The organism is Acinetobacter sp. YH12142 (genome assembly GCF_013418435.1).
GTDB classification, from domain to species: domain Bacteria; phylum Pseudomonadota; class Gammaproteobacteria; order Pseudomonadales; family Moraxellaceae; genus Acinetobacter; species Acinetobacter amyesii.
In genome coordinates this window covers 1-17,506 of sequence record NZ_VPCB01000018.1, presented here as the reverse complement: position 1 = coordinate 17,506, position 17,506 = coordinate 1, and the positions used below count along the sequence as shown (strand labels likewise).

Below are 17,506 nucleotides of genomic sequence, written 5' to 3'. Positions count from 1 at the left end.
CGCTTATCCTTTCGGATGAGCAGTCGTTTTACGCATTAACGATTGATTGTCATATTGATGCGATGTGAGATGAGCTTGGAGCTGAGCCATAAAGTCCATCACCACCACCACTACGATCAGTAAAGACGTACCACCTAAGCTAAATGGAATACCAAATGAGCTTTGTAGAATCATCGGCATTAAACAGATGATTGTGATATAAACCGCGCCAATAAAAGTCAAACGATTCAAAATATGATCTAAATAGCGTGCAGTTTGCTCACCAGGACGAATACCCGGCACATAAGCACCACTACGTTTTAAATTCTCTGACACTTCTTTCGGACTAAATACTAGCGCAGTATAGAAGTAACAGAAGAAGATAATTAATGCACCAAATAGCACCAAATACATCGGTTGACCCGGCGACAATACGAGTGCCAAATCTTGTAGGCCACGTTTAATCACGCCAGCATTTGGGTCTGCACTGCCAACCCATTGCCCTAAGCTCGCTGGGAACAATAGCAATGAACTCGCAAAAATTGCAGGAATCACACCCGCCATATTAATTTTTAATGGCAAATGTGTTTGCTGAGCAGTAAATACACGACGACCTTGCTGTTTTTGAGCATAGTTTACTGGAATGCGACGCTGCGCCTTCTCAATAAACACAATTGCTGCTAACACTGCAACAGATAGCAATGCAAAGATTGCAAGACCAATTAAACTTGATTGGCCATTATCTACTGAGGTTAAAGATTGCAGAACCAAGTTCGGCAAACCAGCAACGATACCAGCGAAGATGATCATGGAAATACCATTCCCTACTCCACGCTCAGTAATTTGCTCACCTAACCACATCAGGAACATTGTACCTGCAACCAAAGAAGTTACAGCAGGAACGTAAAAAGCAAGTCCACTAGTCAAAGTAATATTTTGACTAATCAGACCTGCACACATCCCAACGGCTTGCACAAGTGCAAGAAACAATGTGCCTTGTCGCGTATATTGATTGATCTTACGCTTACCTTGTTCGCCTTCTTTCTTTAAAGCTTCCAGCGAAGGAACAACCGTAGACATTAACTGCACGATAATCGATGCAGAGATATACGGCATAATCCCAAGAGCAAGAATTGACATACGCTCTAATGCACCACCTGAGAACATGTTAAACAAACCAAGGATCGTACCTTGGTTTGCATTAAACAGATTCTCTAGTGCGGCATTGTTAATGCCCGGTACTGGAATATGTGCTCCCAGTCGAAAAACCAACAACGCCCCGATGAGGAACATCATACGGCGAATAATTTCACGATATTTCACATGAAAAGGTTGGCCTTTCATCATGTTAACATGACCTGTCGAACTAGGAGTCATAGACACTGGGGATTACTCCTCGACTTTACCGCCAGCAGCTTCAACAGCAGCTTTAGCGCCTTTAGTCAATGCAACACCTTGAACAGTGAATGCACGAGTAATTTCACCAGAAAGTACGATGCGTGCACGCAACATATCTTTACGTACAACGTTAGCAGCTTTTAAAGTTTCAAGAGACACGATGTCGCCTTCAACTTTAGCAAGTTCTGATAAACGTACTTCAGCAGTTTTCAAAGCCATTTGGCTAGTGAAACCGAATTTAGGTAAACGACGGTATAACGCAGTTTGACCACCTTCGAAACCAGGACGTGTACCACCGCTCTTACGTGAGTTTTGACCTTTGACACCACGGCCACCAGTCTTACCAACGCCAGAACCGATACCACGGCCTAAACGAAGGTTGTCACGCTTAGCACCTTCTGCAGGTGCAATTGTATTTAAACGCAGAGTCATGGCTTATTCCTCTACACTAACCATATAGTAAACTTGGTTGATCATACCACGGTTAGAAGGCGTATCTTGCACTTCAACTGTATGACCAATACGACGCAGACCTAAACCTTTAAGGCTAAGCTTGTGATTTTTCAAGCGGTGCGATGAAGATTTAGTCTGGGTAACTTTAATCGTTTTCATGATTGATTACCCTTGAATTTGTGCTACTGATAAACCACGTTTCGCAGCAACTTTCTCAGGAGAAGTCATATCACGCAAACCGTTAAAAGTTGCGTTTACTACGTTAGCAGCGTTAGTAGAACCATAACACTTAGTTAATACGTTACGTACACCTACAGCTTCTAAAACTGCACGCATAGCGCCACCAGCAATTACACCAGTACCTTCAGAAGCAGGTTGCATGTAAACGCGGCTTGCACCGTGACGAGCATTGATAGGGTGCTGAACAGTACCGTCAACAAGGTCAACAGTAATCATGTTGCGACGAGCAGCTTCAAGTGCTTTAGAAATAGCAGCTGGAACTTCACGTGCTTTACCACGACCAAAACCTACGCGACCATTACCATCACCCACAACAGTTAATGCTGTGAAAGAGAAGATACGACCACCCTTAACAACTTTGGCTACACGATCAACGGCAACCAGCTTTTCAACAAGACCTTCGTTTTGTTCAACTTTAGCCATGATTAGAACTCCAAGCCGTTTTCACGAGCAGCATCAGCCAAGGCTTTGATACGACCATGATATTTGAAACCAGAACGGTCAAATGCAACTTTAGTTACACCAGCCGCTTTAGCACGTTCTGCAATTAAAGCACCAACTTTCTGAGCCGATTCAACGTTACCAGTAGTACCAGCACGTAGAGTAGCGTCTAAAGTAGAAGCTTGCGCTAATACTTTGCCACCATCTGCAGAGATAACTTGAGCATAGATGTGACGCGGAGTGCGGTTTACACACAAACGAGTCGCACCCAATGCACGGATGTGCAAGCGTGTGCTTTTCGCACGACGCAAACGGGATTGTTTCTTTTCGTTCATAAGAACCTCGCGCCTTATTTCTTCTTAGCTTCTTTACGAAGTACAACTTCGTCAGAATAACGAACACCTTTACCTTTATAAGGCTCTGGCGGACGGTAACCACGGATTTCTGCAGCAACTTGACCTAATTTAGCTTTATCAGCAGATTTAAGTACAATTTCAGTTGCAGTAGGAGTTTCTGCAGTTACACCTTCAGGAAGGTTGTAGTCGATCGGGTGAGAGAAACCAAGGTTAAGGTTAACAATGTTACCTTTAACCGCAGCTTTATAACCAACACCGATAAGCTGTAACTTACGTTCGAAACCTTCGTTAACACCTTTTACAAGGTTGTTAAGCACAGCGCGAGCAGTACCAGCTTGCATCCAAGCATCTTTAGATTCAGCTTTAGGAGCAATAACTAGAGTACCGTCTTCCTGTTTTAGCTCGACCAGCGCATGCAGGTTGAAAGACAATGTACCTTTGCTGCCTTTCACTTCGACCTGCCGGCCGTTCTGAGTAACTGTAACACCGTTAGGTACAGTTACTGGGGCTTTAGCCACACGAGACATGAGGAATCACCTATTAAGAAACAAAAGCAATAACTTCACCACCGATACCTGCAGCACGTGCAGCGCGATCAGTCATGATGCCTTTGCTTGTAGAAACAATTGCAATACCTAAACCTTGCTTAACGCTAGGAAGTGCATCTTTACCGCGATATTGACGTAGACCAGGACGGCTTACGCGTTTCACAGTATCGATAACTGGTTTGCCTTCGAAATATTTTAAAGTAATCGTTAAAGTCGCTTTGCCTTCATTGTCAGCAACAGCTACATCAGCGATATAACCTTCTTGTTGAAGTACGTTAGCAATCGCAACTTTCAACTTTGAGTTTGGCATAGAAACAGTTTGTTTCTTTGCCATTTGTGCGTTACGAACACGTGTTAGCATGTCGGCAACGGTATCTTGCATACTCATTTATAGTGCTCCTTACCAGCTTGCCTTAACAACGCCCGGTACATCACCTTGCATTACTGTTTCACGTAATTTGTTACGGCTTAAGCCGAACTTACGGAAGTAACCATGAGGACGACCAGTTAAACCACAACGGTTACGTAGACGTACTGGAGACGCATTACGTGGTAATGCTTGAAATTTCATCATCGCTTCGAAACGTTCTTCGTCTGATGCATTAACGTTTGCGATAATTGCTTTTAATTCAGCACGTTTCGCAGCGTATTTAGCAACAGTAGCTTCGCGTTTCAATTCGCGATTAATCATACCTTTCTTAGCCATATCGACCTCTTATTTGAACGGGAAGCCGAATGCACGCATAAGCGCACGGCCTTCGTCATCGGTGCGAGCAGTCGTAGTGATGGTAATGTCCATACCACGAATACGATCAATCTTATCAAAATCGATTTCAGGGAACATGATTTGTTCCTTAAGACCCATTGAGTAGTTACCACGACCATCGAATGATTTCGCAGAGAAACCACGGAAGTCACGGATACGAGGGATCGCGATAGAGATCAAACGGTCTAAGAATTCGTACATACGTTCGCCGCGTAAAGTAACTTTACAGCCGATCGGCCAACCATCACGGATTTTGAAACCAGCGATAGATTTACGAGCTAAAGTAAGTACTGGTTTTTGACCAGCAATTGCTTGCATATCAGAAAGAGCGCCATCTAACAATTTCTTGTCAGCTGATGCAGCACCAACACCCATGTTGATGGTGATTTTTGTAATGCGAGGAATATCCATCACATTCTTAACGCCCAATGTTTCTTTTAATTGAGCCTTAAGTTCGTCGTTGTAACGCGTTTTAAGTCTGGCCATTGCCTAGTCAACCTATTACTTCGCTACCGCCACTGATTCACCATTAGATTTGAATACGCGAGTTTTCACGCCTTCAATCACTTGGTAACCAACACGGTCAGCCTTTTGGGTTGTAGCATTAAAAATTGCCACGTTAGAGATATGAAGCTCAGCTTCTTGAGTTACGATGCCGCCTTCAGCGCCAGTAGCTCGGTTAGGCTTTTGATGCTTCGTTACCAAGTTAAGGCCTTCAACCTTAACACGGTCATTTGAAACAGACAAAACAGTACCTTGTTTGCCTTTTTCTTTACCTGCGATCACAATTACTTGATCGCCCTTTTTAATCTTAGCCATGAGTGCCTCTTATAGAACTTCAGGAGCCAATGAAATAATTTTCATGAACTGTTCAGTACGAAGTTCACGAGTCACTGGTCCGAAAATACGAGTTGCAATCGGCGCTTTGTTGTTGTTCAAAATAACAGCTGCGTTATCGTCGAAACGAATAACTGAACCATCTGCACGACGGATGCCGAATTTTGTACGTACAACTACAGCATTCATCACGTCACCTTTTTTAACACGTGCACGTGGAATAGCTTCTTTTACAGTAACTTTAATAATGTCGCCAACAGAAGCATAACGACGATGTGAACCACCAAGTACTTTAATACATTGTACGCGGCGAGCACCACTGTTGTCTGCTACGTCGAGCATACTTTCGGTTTGAATCATTGCCCTACTCCAAAACCGAGCATCACCGGTCGCAATTTCGAAAGGCTCAAAGAGTACTCGAAATTGACCGATGATGCAAGAACGTTTAATTACTCAGCAGCTTCAACAACTTCAACTAAAGTCCAAGACTTAGTTTTAGAAATTGGGCGGCTTTCTTTGATGCTTACTACGTCGCCAACTTTAGCAACATTATTTTCATCATGAGCATGTAATTTAGTTGAACGGCGGATTGATTTGCCATACAACGGGTGTTGAACGCGGCGTTCGATAAGAACAACGATAGACTTGTCCATCTTGTCGCTAACTACTTTACCGGTTAACGTGCGAACTGTTTGTTCACTCATTGTCCGTTCCCCTGTTTTTCGGTAAGGAGGGTCTTAATACGAGCAATTGTCTTACGAGTAAGCGCAACTTCGTGCGATTTACCCAATTGACCAGTTGCTTTCGCCATACGAAGACGGAATTGGTTAAGCTGTTGCTCATCAAGCAAAGCTGTCAACTCTTCTACCGACTTTTCACGTAGATCATTAGTTTTCATTACATTACCGTCCGAGTCACGATAGTGGTTTTAAACGGAAGTTTTGCAGCAGCAAGCGTAAACGCTTCGCGAGCAAGTTCTTCGTTAACACCATCAATTTCGTACAAGACTTTACCTGGTTTGATTTGGCAAACCCAGTATTCCACAGAACCTTTACCTTTACCCATACGAACTTCTAATGGTTTTTCAGTAATTGGTTTGTCTGGGAAAACACGGATAAAGATCTTACCACCACGTTTAATACGACGGCTGATTGTACGACGCGCTGCTTCAATTTGACGTGCGGTCATTTGACCACGTTCAACTGATTTAAGTGCAATAGTACCAAAAGATACTGAGCTACCGCGATGTGCTAGACCAGTGTTACGGCCTTTTTGCACTTTACGGAATTTAGTACGTTTAGGTTGTAACATGGATTATTCTCCTTTTTCAGCAGAACGATCATTGCGACGACCACGACGCTCTTGACCTTCACCACGACCACGACCACGTTTAGCTGGACGTTCTTCAGCTGGAGCTGGGTTCATGACTTGTTTCATGCCGCCCAAGATCTCACCACGGAAGATCCATACTTTAACGCCGATCGTACCGTAAGTAGTCTCAGCACGCATAGTAGCATAGTCGATGTCAGCACGAAGAGTATGAAGAGGTACACGACCTTCACGATACCATTCAGTACGAGCAATCTCAGCACCACCTAGACGGCCTGAAACTTCTACTTTGATACCTTTAGCACCAGCACGCATAGAGTTTTGAACCGCACGCTTCATAGCACGACGGAACATTACACGTTTTTCTAATTGAGAAGCGATTGCTTCAGCAACTAAACGAGCGTCTAAATCTGGGCGATCGATTTCGTTGATACTTACTTGCGCAGGAACACCCATAATGGCTGTTAATTCGCGTTGTAATTTCTCAATGTCTTCGCCTTTTTTACCGATCACGATACCAGGACGTGCAGTGCTAATAGTTACTTTAGCTGCGCCTGTAGGGCGTTCGATAAGAATATTGCTTACCATCGCATTCTTAAGTTTTTTAGTTAAAAACTCACGAACTTGAAGATCTTTTAGCAAATATTCAGCATATTGTTTCGGATTCGCATACCAGTTAGCGTTATGACGTTTCACAACACCTAGGCGGATACCGATTGGATGAACCTTCTGACCCATATCAAACCCCTACCTTAACGGTAATGTGACAAGTACGCTTAGTAATACGATCTGCACGGCCTTTAGCACGTGGCAAAATACGTTTCAGGCTCATGCCTTCATCAACGTAGATCGTAGAAACTTTAAGGTCGTCTACATCTAAACTGTTATTGTGTTCAGCGTTTGCAATCGCAGATTCCAATGCTTTTTTAACTAAAACTGCAGCTTTTTTGTTGCTGAAGTTTAAGATATTTAAAGCATGCGCAACAGATTTGCCGCGAATTAGGTCTGCAACCAAACGTGCTTTTTGTGCCGAGATAGCGGCACCGCGTAATTTAGCAGTTACTTCCATCATAGCACCTATTAACGTTTAGACTTCTTGTCAACACCGTGACCACGATAGGTACGAGTTGGCGCGAATTCACCTAATTTATGACCAACCATATGCTCAGATACGATCACTGGAACATGGTTACGGCCATTGTGTACAGAAATTGTTAGACCAACAAAATCCGGTAAGATCATCGAACGACGCGACCAAGTTTTGATCGGCTTACGGTTATTAGCCGCGATAGCCGCTTCAACCTTAGCGAACAAGTGCGCATCGACGAATGGGCCTTTTTTCAGAGAACGAGGCATTGTCAGATTCCTTTACTTGTTACTTAACGCGACGGTCGCGAATGATCATCTTAGTCGTACGCTTGTTGGTACGTGTTTTGTACCCTTTAGCTTTTTGACCCCATGGACTTACAGGTTGAATACCTTTGTTACGTCCTTCACCACCACCATGTGGATGGTCTACTGGGTTCATCGCCATACCACGTACGGTAGGACGAACGCCACGCCAGCGTGATGCACCTGCTTTACCAAGTGAACGAAGGTTGCTTTCTGAGTTAGAAACTTCACCTAACACAGCACGGCATTCAACGTGTACTTTACGCATTTCGCCTGAACGAAGACGAATGATAGCGTAAGAACCGTCACGACCCAACAATTGAGCAGATGTACCAGCAGAACGTACTAATTGTGCGCCTTTACCGATTTTAAGCTCGATGTTGTGAAGAGTAGAACCGATAGGCATGTTGCGAAGTGGCAAGCAGTTACCTGGACGGATTGGAGCATCGTTACCAGATTGAACTTGATCACCAGCGCGAAGGCCTTTAGGTGCAATAATATAGCGACGTTCACCGTCAGCATATTTCAATAAAGCAATATGAGCTGTACGGTTTGGATCGTATTCAATACGCTCAACTACAGCAGGGATGCTGTCTTTGTTACGTTTGAAGTCTACGATACGGTAGTGCTGTTTATGACCACCACCAACGTGACGAGTTGTAATGTGACCGTTGTTATTACGACCGCCAGTACGTTTTTTAGCTTCAACCAACGGAGCATATGGCGCGCCTTTGTGAAGGTGGTTATGAACCACTTTCTCTACAAAGCGACGTCCTGGAGACGTTGGCTTACATTTTTGAATCGGCATAATTTTCGTCCTTATTCCGCTGCGTTTTCAGCGGTATCGCCCAAGTCAGCCATTTCAACATCTTGGCCAGCTTTCAGGGTGACGTATGCTTTTTTAACATCAGAACGACGTCCTAATGTTTTACCAAAGCGTTTAGTCTTACCTTTAGTGATCGTTGTGTTAACTTTAACAACTTGAACACCAAATAGTTGCTCAACAGCTTTTTTGATTTCAAGTTTGTTTGCATCTAGTGCAACTTTGAACACTTGAACACCAGCAGTTTCGCCTAAAACTTGTGCTTTTTCTGAGAATACAGGTCCTTGTAGGACTTGATAGATACGTTCGTTGTTCATCCGAGTTCTACCTCAATTTTCTTAGCAGCAGCAACAGACATAACAACTTTATCGAACGCGATCAAGCTAACAGGATCGATTGCAGCAGCATCAACCACATCAACGTGTGGAATGTTGCGAGCAGCAAGATACAAGTTCTCATCAACAGCATCTGTAACGATTAATGCACGAGGTGCATTCAAGTCGTTAAGTTTTGCAAGCAATTCTTTAGTTTTTGGAGCTGCAACAGCAATCTCTTCAACTAAAACAAGGCGATCTTGACGAACAAGCTCAGCCAGGATGCATTGCATAGCACCGCGATACATTTTACGGTTTACTTTTTGAGACCAGTCTTGTGGACGAGCAGCAAAAGTTTTACCACCGCCAACCCAGATTGGGCTACGAATAGAACCAGCACGAGCGCGGCCAGTACCTTTTTGACGGAAAGGTTTTTTACCACCGCCAGAAACGTCAGCACGTGATTTTTGCGCTTTAGAACCTTGACGACCACCAGCTAAGTAAGCTGTAACAACTTGGTGTACAAGAGCTTCGTTAAAATCACGACCAAACGCAACTTCAGATAACTCAACAGCAGAGCCGGAAACAGTATTTAAATTCACGTTATTTCCCCTCAGGCCTTGATAGTAGGACGAACAGTAACGTCGCCACCAGTAGCACCAGGAACCGCACCTTTAACAACTAGAACTGAACGTTCTGCGTCGATAGCAACGATTTCAAGACCCTGTGTAGTTACACGTTCAGCACCTAAGTGACCAGGCATTTTTTTGCCTTTGAACACGCGACCAGGAGTCTGGTTTTGACCTGTAGAACCGATAACACGGTGAGATACAGAGTTACCATGTGTAGCGTCTTGAGTACGGAAGTTCCAACGCTTAACACCACCTTGGAAACCTTTACCTTTAGATGTACCAGTAACGTCAACAATTTGACCCACTGTGAACACATCTACACCGATAGTTCCGCCAACTTCACGACCTTCAAGATCAGCTTCTGTAGCGCGGAATTCTTGAACTAGACGACCAGCAGCTACACCCGCTTTAGCGAAGTGACCTTTCTGAGCGTTAGTTACGCGAGATTCGCGACGTTCACCAGTAGTGATTTGAATCGCTTGATAACCATCAGTTTCAAGCGTTTTGATTTGTGTGATGCGGTTAGGATCAACCTCAATCACTGTTACAGGTACAGAAACACCAGCATCTGTAAAGATACGTGTCATACCGCACTTGCGACCGACTAAACCAATAGCCATGTGCATAAACCTCTAAAAAAGCGGCCTAATTAACTTAGAGCGTTAATTAACCGAAAGCCTTAACCCAAAGCGATCTGAACATCAACACCAGCTGCAAGATCTAACTTCATCAATGCATCAACAGTTTTATCTGTAGGTTGAACGATGTCGATCAAACGTTTGTAAGTGCGGATCTCGTATTGGTCACGCGCATCTTTGTTAACGTGTGGTGATGTTAAAACGTTAAAACGTTCGATACGTGTAGGCATCGGGATTGGACCACAAACTTGTGCGCCAGTACGTTTTGCTGTTTCTACGATTTCTTGAGCTGATTGATCAATTAGACGGTGATCAAAAGACTTAAGACGGATACGAATTCTCTGGTTAGACATACCAGTTAACTCCAAGCCAAATATATAAAGAATCACCCTTGACGCATCTCACCCCACTTTAAAAGAGGCAAGTGTCAAGAGCAGTGAAATATCACTAAGGTCACGATCGATGCCGCGACTGTCACGATGTTAACTACTTTATTCGTAGCTAACCCCCTTCATCAAAGGGTCGCCCATTATAGCTATTGTTTAATGCATAAGCAAATGTCTTTTGCTGTTTTTCTTATATTTTTCATTTTTTATGCAAGATCAATTGCTTAACTTTTAATCAATAGGCATTTTTTCTTAATACATACTCTATTGCTTGGTTTAGTATTTGATTTCCCTCAATAAATTTGTTTTTTGCGCTTTTCCGTAGATCATGTACTGGCTGTACATGTGTTCCTGAAAAAAATGCCACTTCTTCATCATTTTCCAAAAATAAATCGAGTACTTCCGGGGTAATTTCAGGATGAAATTGGAAGCCCAAAACATTTTGCCCGATTTGATACATTTGATTACGACATGCATCATTTTCTGCCAGTAATACCGCTCCTTTCGGAATTTCAAATGTTTCACTGTGCCACTGCATGACTTTAAACTCTTCAGGTAGTTTGAAACAGTCATGCGGTACGTTAGCGACCTTACGGATGGTCGTCCAACCCAATTCTTGTTGTGCATTTCGACTCACCGCACCACCCAAGGCATTGGCAATCAATTGCCCACCTAAACAAAGCCCAATTGCGGGTTTACCGAGTGCTAAATAGCGTCGCAGCCACCGTTTTTCTATTTTTAACCATGGGAAATTTGCCTCATCATTTACACTCATGGTCCCACCCATAATGATAAGTAAATCGACATCTTCAACATGCGGCAAAGCCTCGAGATCCAAGGCTTGATCGACCGGTAATGCAAAGAATTCTGTGGCCGTAATTTTGGCCTGATGCTGTTTTAAAAATTCATAACAACTGCCGAACCCTTCGCCAGCAATATGCTGAAAATAATGTACTTTTAAATGCGACTTCATGCGCTAAACCTATTGTTGTTGCTCTGATATCGGTTTTGCAAGAATGAAGCCAACTTTGCTTTTCACTTAATTTTCTATACAAAAGCATCGTAAATCCATGCCTTTTAGTCGTATTCTTTTGAACATTCATTATTATTTTGATCATTTCAGAGCGCCACGTGAAAAAGAATCCTCAAACTGAACTCATTCATGCACCAAGAATGGCACCGCAATACATCAATAGTGTTCAACCTCCCCTGTTTCGTGCATCCACTATAATTTTCGAAAATACAGATGCGCTATTTAATCGCCATTGGACCGATGATTATGACTATAGCTATGGCACGCATGGTACCCCCACGACATTTACCCTAGGCGATCAGCTTGCTCAGATTGAAGGAGGCTTGTATCACTTACTTGCACCAAGCGGTTTGTCTGCAATTAATTTGGTCAATTCATGTTTTTTAAGTCAAGGGGATGAAGTGTGGGTCGCAGATAATATCTATGGCCCAAATATGGAACATCTACGCAACCTAGAAACCCGCTACGGTATCGTGGTCAAGGTTTATAACCCGATTGATGTCAACTCATTCACACCTTCAGCGCAAGCCAAGCTTATTTGGTTAGAAGCTGCTGGATCTGTCACTTTAGAGTTTCCAGATTTAGTCGGCTTGGTCAAAAAAGCCCAAGCCCATAACATTCTCACTGCACTGGACAATACTTGGGGAGCAGGACTTGCCTTTAATGCTTTTGATTTCAGTGCTGAGCATCTGAGTGTCGATATCAGTGTACATGCCTTGACCAAATACCCAAGTGGCGGCGGGGATATTTTGATGGGTTCGGTAATTACACGAGATAAAAAGCTTCATCACAAACTGTTTCGTGCCCACGCCATTCAAGGCATTAGCATCTCTGGTGATGATGCAGCACAAGTACAACGCAGCCTGGCTTCAATGCGCCTGCGCTATGAACACCAGTCACAAAGTGCTTTAACTTTATTAAATTGGCTAAAACAGCAGCCAGCCTTTGTACAGGTTTTACATCCTGCTGATGAAGCTTCCGCAGGACATCAGCATTGGAAAGAAATTTGTACAGAACAACACAGTGCCGGCTTGGTCAGCGTGGTATTTAATGAAAAATATAGCTTGCAAGATGTACGCCGCTTTTGCGATGCGCTGAAACTCTTTAAGCTTGGTTTTAGCTGGGGTGGCCCAGTCAGTTTAGTCATGCTATATAACTTAAAAGATATGCGTGTACTCGAACATTCACACATTCAAGCCGGCTTACTGGTTCGCTTTTGTATAGGACTAGAACATCCTGCAGATTTAATACAAGATATAGAAAACGCACTACAACATTTAAATAAACAGCAACTCGAATAAATACAGGAACATCTATGGGTACACCAATTGTTATTGGCAAAAAAACACAAGACACCACACAAGATGTGGTGCTTCATTCACAATTTGCAAACCGCCATGGTTTGATTGCTGGGGCCACAGGTACTGGTAAGACGGTGACGTTGAAGGTGTTGGCAGAAAGTTTTTCTCGGCTGGGTGTACCCGTATTTTTAGCTGATGCCAAAGGGGATGTTTCTAGCCTTGCCAAAGCAGGTGAAAGCAATCCTAAGTTTGACGAACGAATTAAAAGTTTAAATATCGAGAGCATTCCTTTTGCTGCCTCCCCTGTGGTGTTTTGGGATTTGTTTGGTGAACAAGGTCATCCCATTCGCACTACCATTTCTGAAATTGGCCCACTGCTCCTTGCCCGAATCCTCAACTTAAATGACACGCAAGAAGGTGTGTTATCTGCGGTCTTTCGTATTGCTGATGATCAGGGCTTATTGCTCATCGACTTTAAAGACTTAAAAGCCATGATTAGCTACGTCAGTGAACATGCAGCAGAATTTAAAAATGAATATGGCAATTTATCGCCTGCAAGCTTAGGTGCAATTCAACGTAATTTGCTCGCATTGGCTGATCAAGGTGGTGACAAGTTCTTTGGTGAGCCTGCGCTCAATATCATGGATTTCATTCAAACGGATGCACAAGGTCGTGGCAACATCAACCTGCTTACCGCTGACAAGTTAATGAATACCCCTAAGCTCTATGCGACCTTCTTACTTTGGATGCTGTCAGAACTGTTTGAACAATTGCCTGAAGTTGGAGATATGGATAAACCCAAACTGGTGTTCTTCTTCGATGAAGCGCATTTATTGTTTGATAATGCCAGCCCTGCTTTACAAGAAAAGATTGAACAAGTGGTTCGTCTAATTCGCTCTAAAGGTGTCGGCATTTACTTTGTAACGCAAAATCCACTTGACCTACCCGAGAGTGTTTTAGGACAACTAGGTAACCGCGTTCAGCATGCGCTACGTGCATTTACCCCAAAAGATCAGAAAGCCGTAAAAACCGCAGCAGATACTTTCCGAGCCAATCCTGCGTTTAAAGTCGATCAAGTGATTACGGAACTGGCTGTAGGTGAAGCACTGATTAGCTGTCTAGATGAACAAGGCACACCTCAAATTGTTGAACGTGCTTGGGTGATGCCACCCTACTCTTCATTTAGCCCAATTGCTGTAGAAGAACGCAAAGCTCTGATGGCAAATAGCGTTGTCGCAGGTGTGTATGACACCGAAGCAGATCGTGAAAGTGCCTATGAACTTTTACAAAATAAAGTGGCGGAGCGCCAACAACAAGCCGTCCAAGCGGAACAAGATAAAATAGAAGCCAAAGAACAAGAAGCGTTGGCCAAACAACAAGCCAAGGAAGCAGATGCACTCGCTAAACAGCAAGCGCGTGAACAAGAACGCCTTACACGCGAACAACAAAAAGAAGCTGAGCGCTCAGCCAAACAACGTGAAAAACTGATTCAAGACACTGTAGGAACTTTTGCAAAAAGTGCAGCACGCAGCTTGGGTGGGTCGACAGGTCAGAAAATTATCCGTGGCCTCTTAGGTTCTATCTTCGGCAAGAAATAATCTAAAAGCCCAATTAAAAAGTACAAATTTATGGAATCTTTTTATATTCCATAATTTTTTTATGGTTTTTACTAAAACATGTATTGCGCGGATGTATTTAAAAATGTATTTTAAATACATCTTATAAATAACAGCCATGAGAGATCAGCTATGACTCCGCAGCAAATTGACCTAGTAAAAGCTACTGTTCCTGTTCTACGTGAAAATGGTGTCGCGCTGACTGGTTACTTCTATAATCGTATGTTGGGCAATAACCCTGACCTCAAAGAAACCTTTAACATGGGACATCAGCGCAGCGGTGCTCAGGCACAAGCCTTGGCGGGTGCTGTATTGGCTTATGCTGAAAATATTGAGGACCCATCTGTACTTTTACCAGTTGTAGAATTAATTGCGCATAAACATGTGAGTCTTAACATTCAAGCGCCAGACTATAATATTGTCGGCGAAAATTTGCTGCACTCGATCAGTGAAGTATTAAGCATTTCAATGGAAGATCCACTGATTGCCGCTTGGGCAGCAGCATATGGACAATTGGCAGACTTGTTTATCAGCACTGAAAAAGCGATTTATGAGCAACATCAGCAAACTAAAGGCAGTTGGTTAGGTTGGCGTAATTTCAAAATCGCGAAAAAAGTGGCTGAAAGTGATGAAATCACCTCATTCTACCTTGAGCCTTCTGATGGTGGTGATTTACCAAAATATGAAGCAGGTCAGTACATCTCTGTACGTGTATTGGTCGATGAGCTGGGTCTAAAACAGCCACGTCAATATACACTGTCGACCAGCCCGCAAGACAACTACTTACGTATCTCTGTAAAACGTGAAGATCAGAAAGGTGACTTGGTTCCAGGTTGGGTATCGAATACACTGCATGGCTTGGAGATCGGTTCAGAAATCGAAGTGTCTGCACCAACAGGTAATTTCTTCCTGATTGATTCACAAAAACGCAATGTCTTTATCAGTGGTGGTGTAGGTCTAACACCAATGATTGCGATGCTAAATCAGTTGGTGACTTTAGACATGCCACAACCTGTAACATTTATCCATGCCTGCCGTAGCAAACAAGTGCATGCAATGCATAAACACATTCAGGATTTGGAAGCAAAATACCCACGTCTTAGCACCTTTACAGCGTATGAGTTCCCTCATGCTAATGATAAGTTAGGTGAAGATTATGATGCTGCTGGTCGTCTAGACTTAGGCAGCATGGATACTGCACTGTTACCGATCAATGCGGATTATTACCTTTGCGGTCCAATGCCATTTATGGCTGAACAACAGAAAGCTTTAATTGCTCGTGGTATTCCTGCTAGCAATATTCACAGCGAAGCTTTCGGCACTGGTGGTGTAAAACACTAACTAAGCTATTCACCTGAAATACAAAGGGTTAGTTTAGTTATGCTAGACTAGCCCTTATTTATTTCTCTCAGACTCACAGTATTATCATGCAACTCAATAAATTCACCGATTATGCATTACGCATTTTGCTCTATATCGCACGTCCTCGTGATGTGCCTTATAACATTGCTGAAATTGCAGAAGACCTGCACGTTTCGCGTAATCACTTGGTGAAAATTGTGCATTTTATGGCAAAGCAAAACTGGTTAATCACCAGCCGCGGCAAAGGTGGCGGCATCCGCCTTAACCCTGAAGCACTTGAGGCTCAGCTCGGTCAAATCGTACGGATTTTGCAAGGTAATCACCAGATTGTTGAATGCAATGACCCACCCTGCGTACTGCGCAGTCAGTGTGGTTTAAAAAGCATTTTAGACCAAGCTTTAGAACAGTTTTATCAAAGTCTCGATCAGTACAAACTTGCCGATGTCTTGCAACCAAGCAGCGCATCTAAATTTACAACACAATCTCCAATTCAAATGATCAATCTCTAATTTCACTTTGCCTGCGACAAAATTCGCTTGCCTGCCCGACTTCCTTTATAATGCGTGTTGTTAAATCAGTTATTGAAGTTGGGTTATGCATCAGCACAGAGGAAAATCACGAAACAGTAAAGCGGCCAATGCGCCGAAGCAAAAGATTACTTACGAGAAAAAAGTAGACTCTGCGATTACTGAATATGCTGTGCGCTCGCTCAACTGGCTACGCAAAGCTGAGTTCTTAATGAGTGCGCCTAAACTCAACCTCTGCGTTGAAGATACCGGCTATGAAATTGCCTTTGCTGGCCGCTCCAATGCGGGTAAGTCGAGTGCCATTAATGCGCTCACCAACCAAAAACAATTGGCTCGTGCGTCGAAAAAACCGGGTCGTACCCAAATGATCAACTTTTTCAGTTTAGGAAATCCTGATCAACGTTTGGTCGACTTACCGGGTTATGGCTATGCCGCTGTACCTGAAGCGATGAAAATCGTGTGGCAAAAAGAGTTAGAAAACTACCTGATACACCGTGAAAGTTTACAAGGTCTTGTGCTGCTGATGGATATCCGTCATCCACTACAACACTTTGATGTCATGATGTTGGAATGGGCACATTCACGTAAATTGTTCGTGCATGTACTACTGACCAAATCAGATAAATTAAACCGTGGCCCAGCCTCTAAAGCACTACAAGAAGTGAAAGCAGCATTGAAAAAAATGAAGCTAAACTTCTCTATCCAATTGTTCTCATCATTGAATAAACAAGGTTTAGAAGAGTTAGCGAGTGTCATGGCGGGTCGTCTTAACTTCACTCTAGAACAATCCACAGAGTTTGATCTTGATAGCATTCCTGAAGCATCGGAAGATGATATTGAAATCGATGCAGATGCGGAAGCATTCGATGACGTCGACACTACATCTGAAGATTTACCCCAAGCTGAAGGCAAAAATTCAGACCACTAATCCAGTAATTTTAAAGTCAGCGCAAGGATGATTGTCTGACAAAAAGTATCATCTGAAGATAATGAAATGTCCTGTATTGCTAGGGTCTGTTGACATTTGTTGATTAAAAAAATAGCGAGATAGTAAAATTAAATCGCCAAACCCAATTTTACACTCGCTATGCCTCGAACAATGCTAAATGATCAACACTGGTCCAAGTTACTTGCT

28 protein-coding genes are annotated in these 17,506 nt (G+C 43.2%); 5 read left to right on the top strand and 23 right to left on the bottom strand.

The window, feature by feature from the left end; translation table 11 throughout:
* Window positions 1–3: 3 nt before the first annotated feature.
* The 23 genes from secY to FTU77_RS13010 form a co-directional block, all read right to left on the bottom strand.
* On the bottom strand, window positions 4–1,323 hold the full coding sequence (gene secY, locus FTU77_RS13120) for a preprotein translocase subunit SecY (RefSeq protein ID WP_171263746.1): 1,320 nt from the start codon (window positions 1,321–1,323) through the stop codon (window positions 4–6).
* 45 nt (window positions 1,324–1,368) lie between these two features.
* Complete coding sequence (gene rplO, locus FTU77_RS13115; RefSeq protein ID WP_078189271.1) at window positions 1,369–1,809, bottom strand: 50S ribosomal protein L15; 441 nt, start codon at window positions 1,807–1,809, stop codon at window positions 1,369–1,371.
* A 3-nt stretch (window positions 1,810–1,812) separates the two neighbouring features.
* Window positions 1,813–1,989, bottom strand: a complete 177-nt coding sequence (gene rpmD / locus FTU77_RS13110) for a 50S ribosomal protein L30 (protein WP_005012961.1) — start codon at window positions 1,987–1,989, stop codon at window positions 1,813–1,815.
* Between the two features lie 6 nt (window positions 1,990–1,995).
* Window positions 1,996–2,493 (bottom strand): 30S ribosomal protein S5, encoded by a 498-nt coding sequence (rpsE, locus tag FTU77_RS13105; RefSeq protein ID WP_067762902.1) that lies wholly within the window; start codon window positions 2,491–2,493, stop codon window positions 1,996–1,998.
* Window positions 2,494–2,495: 2 nt separating this feature from the next.
* Window positions 2,496–2,846: a 50S ribosomal protein L18 gene (rplR, locus tag FTU77_RS13100; RefSeq protein WP_067762903.1), complete on the bottom strand. Its 351-nt coding sequence runs from the start codon at window positions 2,844–2,846 to the stop codon at window positions 2,496–2,498.
* A gap of 14 nt (window positions 2,847–2,860) precedes the next feature.
* Window positions 2,861–3,394: a 50S ribosomal protein L6 gene (rplF, locus tag FTU77_RS13095; RefSeq protein ID WP_078189272.1), complete on the bottom strand. Its 534-nt coding sequence runs from the start codon at window positions 3,392–3,394 to the stop codon at window positions 2,861–2,863.
* Between the two features lie 13 nt (window positions 3,395–3,407).
* Complete coding sequence (gene rpsH, locus FTU77_RS13090; RefSeq protein ID WP_078189273.1) at window positions 3,408–3,803, bottom strand: 30S ribosomal protein S8; 396 nt, start codon at window positions 3,801–3,803, stop codon at window positions 3,408–3,410.
* Window positions 3,804–3,815: 12 nt separating this feature from the next.
* A complete protein-coding gene (gene rpsN / locus FTU77_RS13085; protein ID WP_067762906.1) occupies window positions 3,816–4,121 on the bottom strand; it encodes a 30S ribosomal protein S14 in 306 nt (101 codons plus the stop codon).
* Window positions 4,122–4,130: 9 nt separating this feature from the next.
* A complete protein-coding gene (gene rplE, locus FTU77_RS13080) occupies window positions 4,131–4,667 on the bottom strand; it encodes a 50S ribosomal protein L5 (RefSeq protein ID WP_067762907.1) in 537 nt (178 codons plus the stop codon).
* A 15-nt stretch (window positions 4,668–4,682) separates the two neighbouring features.
* Window positions 4,683–5,000: a 50S ribosomal protein L24 gene (rplX, locus tag FTU77_RS13075; protein ID WP_078189274.1), complete on the bottom strand. Its 318-nt coding sequence runs from the start codon at window positions 4,998–5,000 to the stop codon at window positions 4,683–4,685.
* A gap of 9 nt (window positions 5,001–5,009) precedes the next feature.
* On the bottom strand, window positions 5,010–5,378 hold the full coding sequence (gene rplN / locus FTU77_RS13070; RefSeq protein ID WP_005012978.1) for a 50S ribosomal protein L14: 369 nt from the start codon (window positions 5,376–5,378) through the stop codon (window positions 5,010–5,012).
* An 89-nt stretch (window positions 5,379–5,467) separates the two neighbouring features.
* Window positions 5,468–5,722, bottom strand: a complete 255-nt coding sequence (gene rpsQ, locus FTU77_RS13065) for a 30S ribosomal protein S17 (RefSeq protein ID WP_180055985.1) — start codon at window positions 5,720–5,722, stop codon at window positions 5,468–5,470.
* The gene (gene rpmC, locus FTU77_RS13060) at window positions 5,719–5,916 is read right to left on the bottom strand and encodes a 50S ribosomal protein L29 (RefSeq protein WP_005012982.1); all 198 of its coding nucleotides are present in this window, start codon (window positions 5,914–5,916) and stop codon (window positions 5,719–5,721) included. Before rpmC ends, rpsQ begins: the two co-directional genes overlap by 4 nt.
* Window positions 5,916–6,329 carry a 50S ribosomal protein L16 gene (rplP, locus tag FTU77_RS13055; RefSeq protein WP_068909575.1) on the bottom strand — a complete coding sequence of 138 codons (414 nt, stop codon included), beginning with the start codon at window positions 6,327–6,329 and terminating at the stop codon, window positions 5,916–5,918. The genes rpmC and rplP overlap by 1 nt, the downstream gene beginning before the upstream one ends.
* Window positions 6,330–6,332: 3 nt before the next feature.
* The gene (gene rpsC / locus FTU77_RS13050; protein ID WP_078189277.1) at window positions 6,333–7,085 is read right to left on the bottom strand and encodes a 30S ribosomal protein S3; all 753 of its coding nucleotides are present in this window, start codon (window positions 7,083–7,085) and stop codon (window positions 6,333–6,335) included.
* A gap of 1 nt (window position 7,086) precedes the next feature.
* Window positions 7,087–7,416, bottom strand: coding sequence for a 50S ribosomal protein L22 (gene rplV, locus FTU77_RS13045; protein ID WP_035265103.1), 330 nt, complete (start codon window positions 7,414–7,416; stop codon window positions 7,087–7,089).
* Window positions 7,417–7,427: 11 nt separating this feature from the next.
* Window positions 7,428–7,703, bottom strand: a complete 276-nt coding sequence (rpsS, locus tag FTU77_RS13040; RefSeq protein WP_004281508.1) for a 30S ribosomal protein S19 — start codon at window positions 7,701–7,703, stop codon at window positions 7,428–7,430.
* Window positions 7,704–7,722: 19 nt separating this feature from the next.
* Window positions 7,723–8,547 carry a 50S ribosomal protein L2 gene (rplB, locus tag FTU77_RS13035; protein WP_078189278.1) on the bottom strand — a complete coding sequence of 275 codons (825 nt, stop codon included), beginning with the start codon at window positions 8,545–8,547 and terminating at the stop codon, window positions 7,723–7,725.
* Between the two features lie 11 nt (window positions 8,548–8,558).
* Window positions 8,559–8,879, bottom strand: a complete 321-nt coding sequence (gene rplW, locus FTU77_RS13030; protein WP_005012992.1) for a 50S ribosomal protein L23 — start codon at window positions 8,877–8,879, stop codon at window positions 8,559–8,561.
* Window positions 8,876–9,478, bottom strand: coding sequence for a 50S ribosomal protein L4 (rplD, locus tag FTU77_RS13025; protein ID WP_078189279.1), 603 nt, complete (start codon window positions 9,476–9,478; stop codon window positions 8,876–8,878). The genes rplW and rplD overlap by 4 nt, the downstream gene beginning before the upstream one ends.
* Window positions 9,479–9,489: 11 nt before the next feature.
* Window positions 9,490–10,128, bottom strand: coding sequence for a 50S ribosomal protein L3 (rplC, locus tag FTU77_RS13020; protein WP_078189280.1), 639 nt, complete (start codon window positions 10,126–10,128; stop codon window positions 9,490–9,492).
* A 59-nt stretch (window positions 10,129–10,187) separates the two neighbouring features.
* Window positions 10,188–10,499 (bottom strand): 30S ribosomal protein S10, encoded by a 312-nt coding sequence (gene rpsJ / locus FTU77_RS13015; RefSeq protein WP_000070912.1) that lies wholly within the window; start codon window positions 10,497–10,499, stop codon window positions 10,188–10,190.
* 268 nt (window positions 10,500–10,767) lie between these two features.
* Entirely contained in the window at window positions 10,768–11,505 is a 738-nt protein-coding gene (locus tag FTU77_RS13010; protein WP_078189281.1) for a type 1 glutamine amidotransferase, read from the bottom strand.
* 158 nt (window positions 11,506–11,663) lie between these two features.
* Between FTU77_RS13010 and FTU77_RS13005 the strand changes: the two genes are divergently transcribed.
* The 5 genes from FTU77_RS13005 to yihA all read left to right on the top strand — a co-directional run bounded on the left by FTU77_RS13005 (window position 11,664) and on the right by yihA (window position 17,299).
* Window positions 11,664–12,866 carry a PLP-dependent transferase gene (locus FTU77_RS13005; RefSeq protein WP_180021614.1) on the top strand — a complete coding sequence of 401 codons (1,203 nt, stop codon included), beginning with the start codon at window positions 11,664–11,666 and terminating at the stop codon, window positions 12,864–12,866.
* 14 nt (window positions 12,867–12,880) lie between these two features.
* Window positions 12,881–14,464 (top strand): helicase HerA-like domain-containing protein, encoded by a 1,584-nt coding sequence (locus FTU77_RS13000; protein WP_180055984.1) that lies wholly within the window; start codon window positions 12,881–12,883, stop codon window positions 14,462–14,464.
* Between the two features lie 150 nt (window positions 14,465–14,614).
* Entirely contained in the window at window positions 14,615–15,823 is a 1,209-nt protein-coding gene (gene hmpA / locus FTU77_RS12995; RefSeq protein WP_078192460.1) for an NO-inducible flavohemoprotein, read from the top strand.
* A gap of 86 nt (window positions 15,824–15,909) precedes the next feature.
* Window positions 15,910–16,353, top strand: coding sequence for an Rrf2 family transcriptional regulator (locus FTU77_RS12990; RefSeq protein ID WP_078192461.1), 444 nt, complete (start codon window positions 15,910–15,912; stop codon window positions 16,351–16,353).
* A gap of 85 nt (window positions 16,354–16,438) precedes the next feature.
* Window positions 16,439–17,299 carry a ribosome biogenesis GTP-binding protein YihA/YsxC gene (gene yihA, locus FTU77_RS12985; protein WP_180010522.1) on the top strand — a complete coding sequence of 287 codons (861 nt, stop codon included), beginning with the start codon at window positions 16,439–16,441 and terminating at the stop codon, window positions 17,297–17,299.
* The last annotated feature ends 207 nt before the right edge of the window (window positions 17,300–17,506 follow it).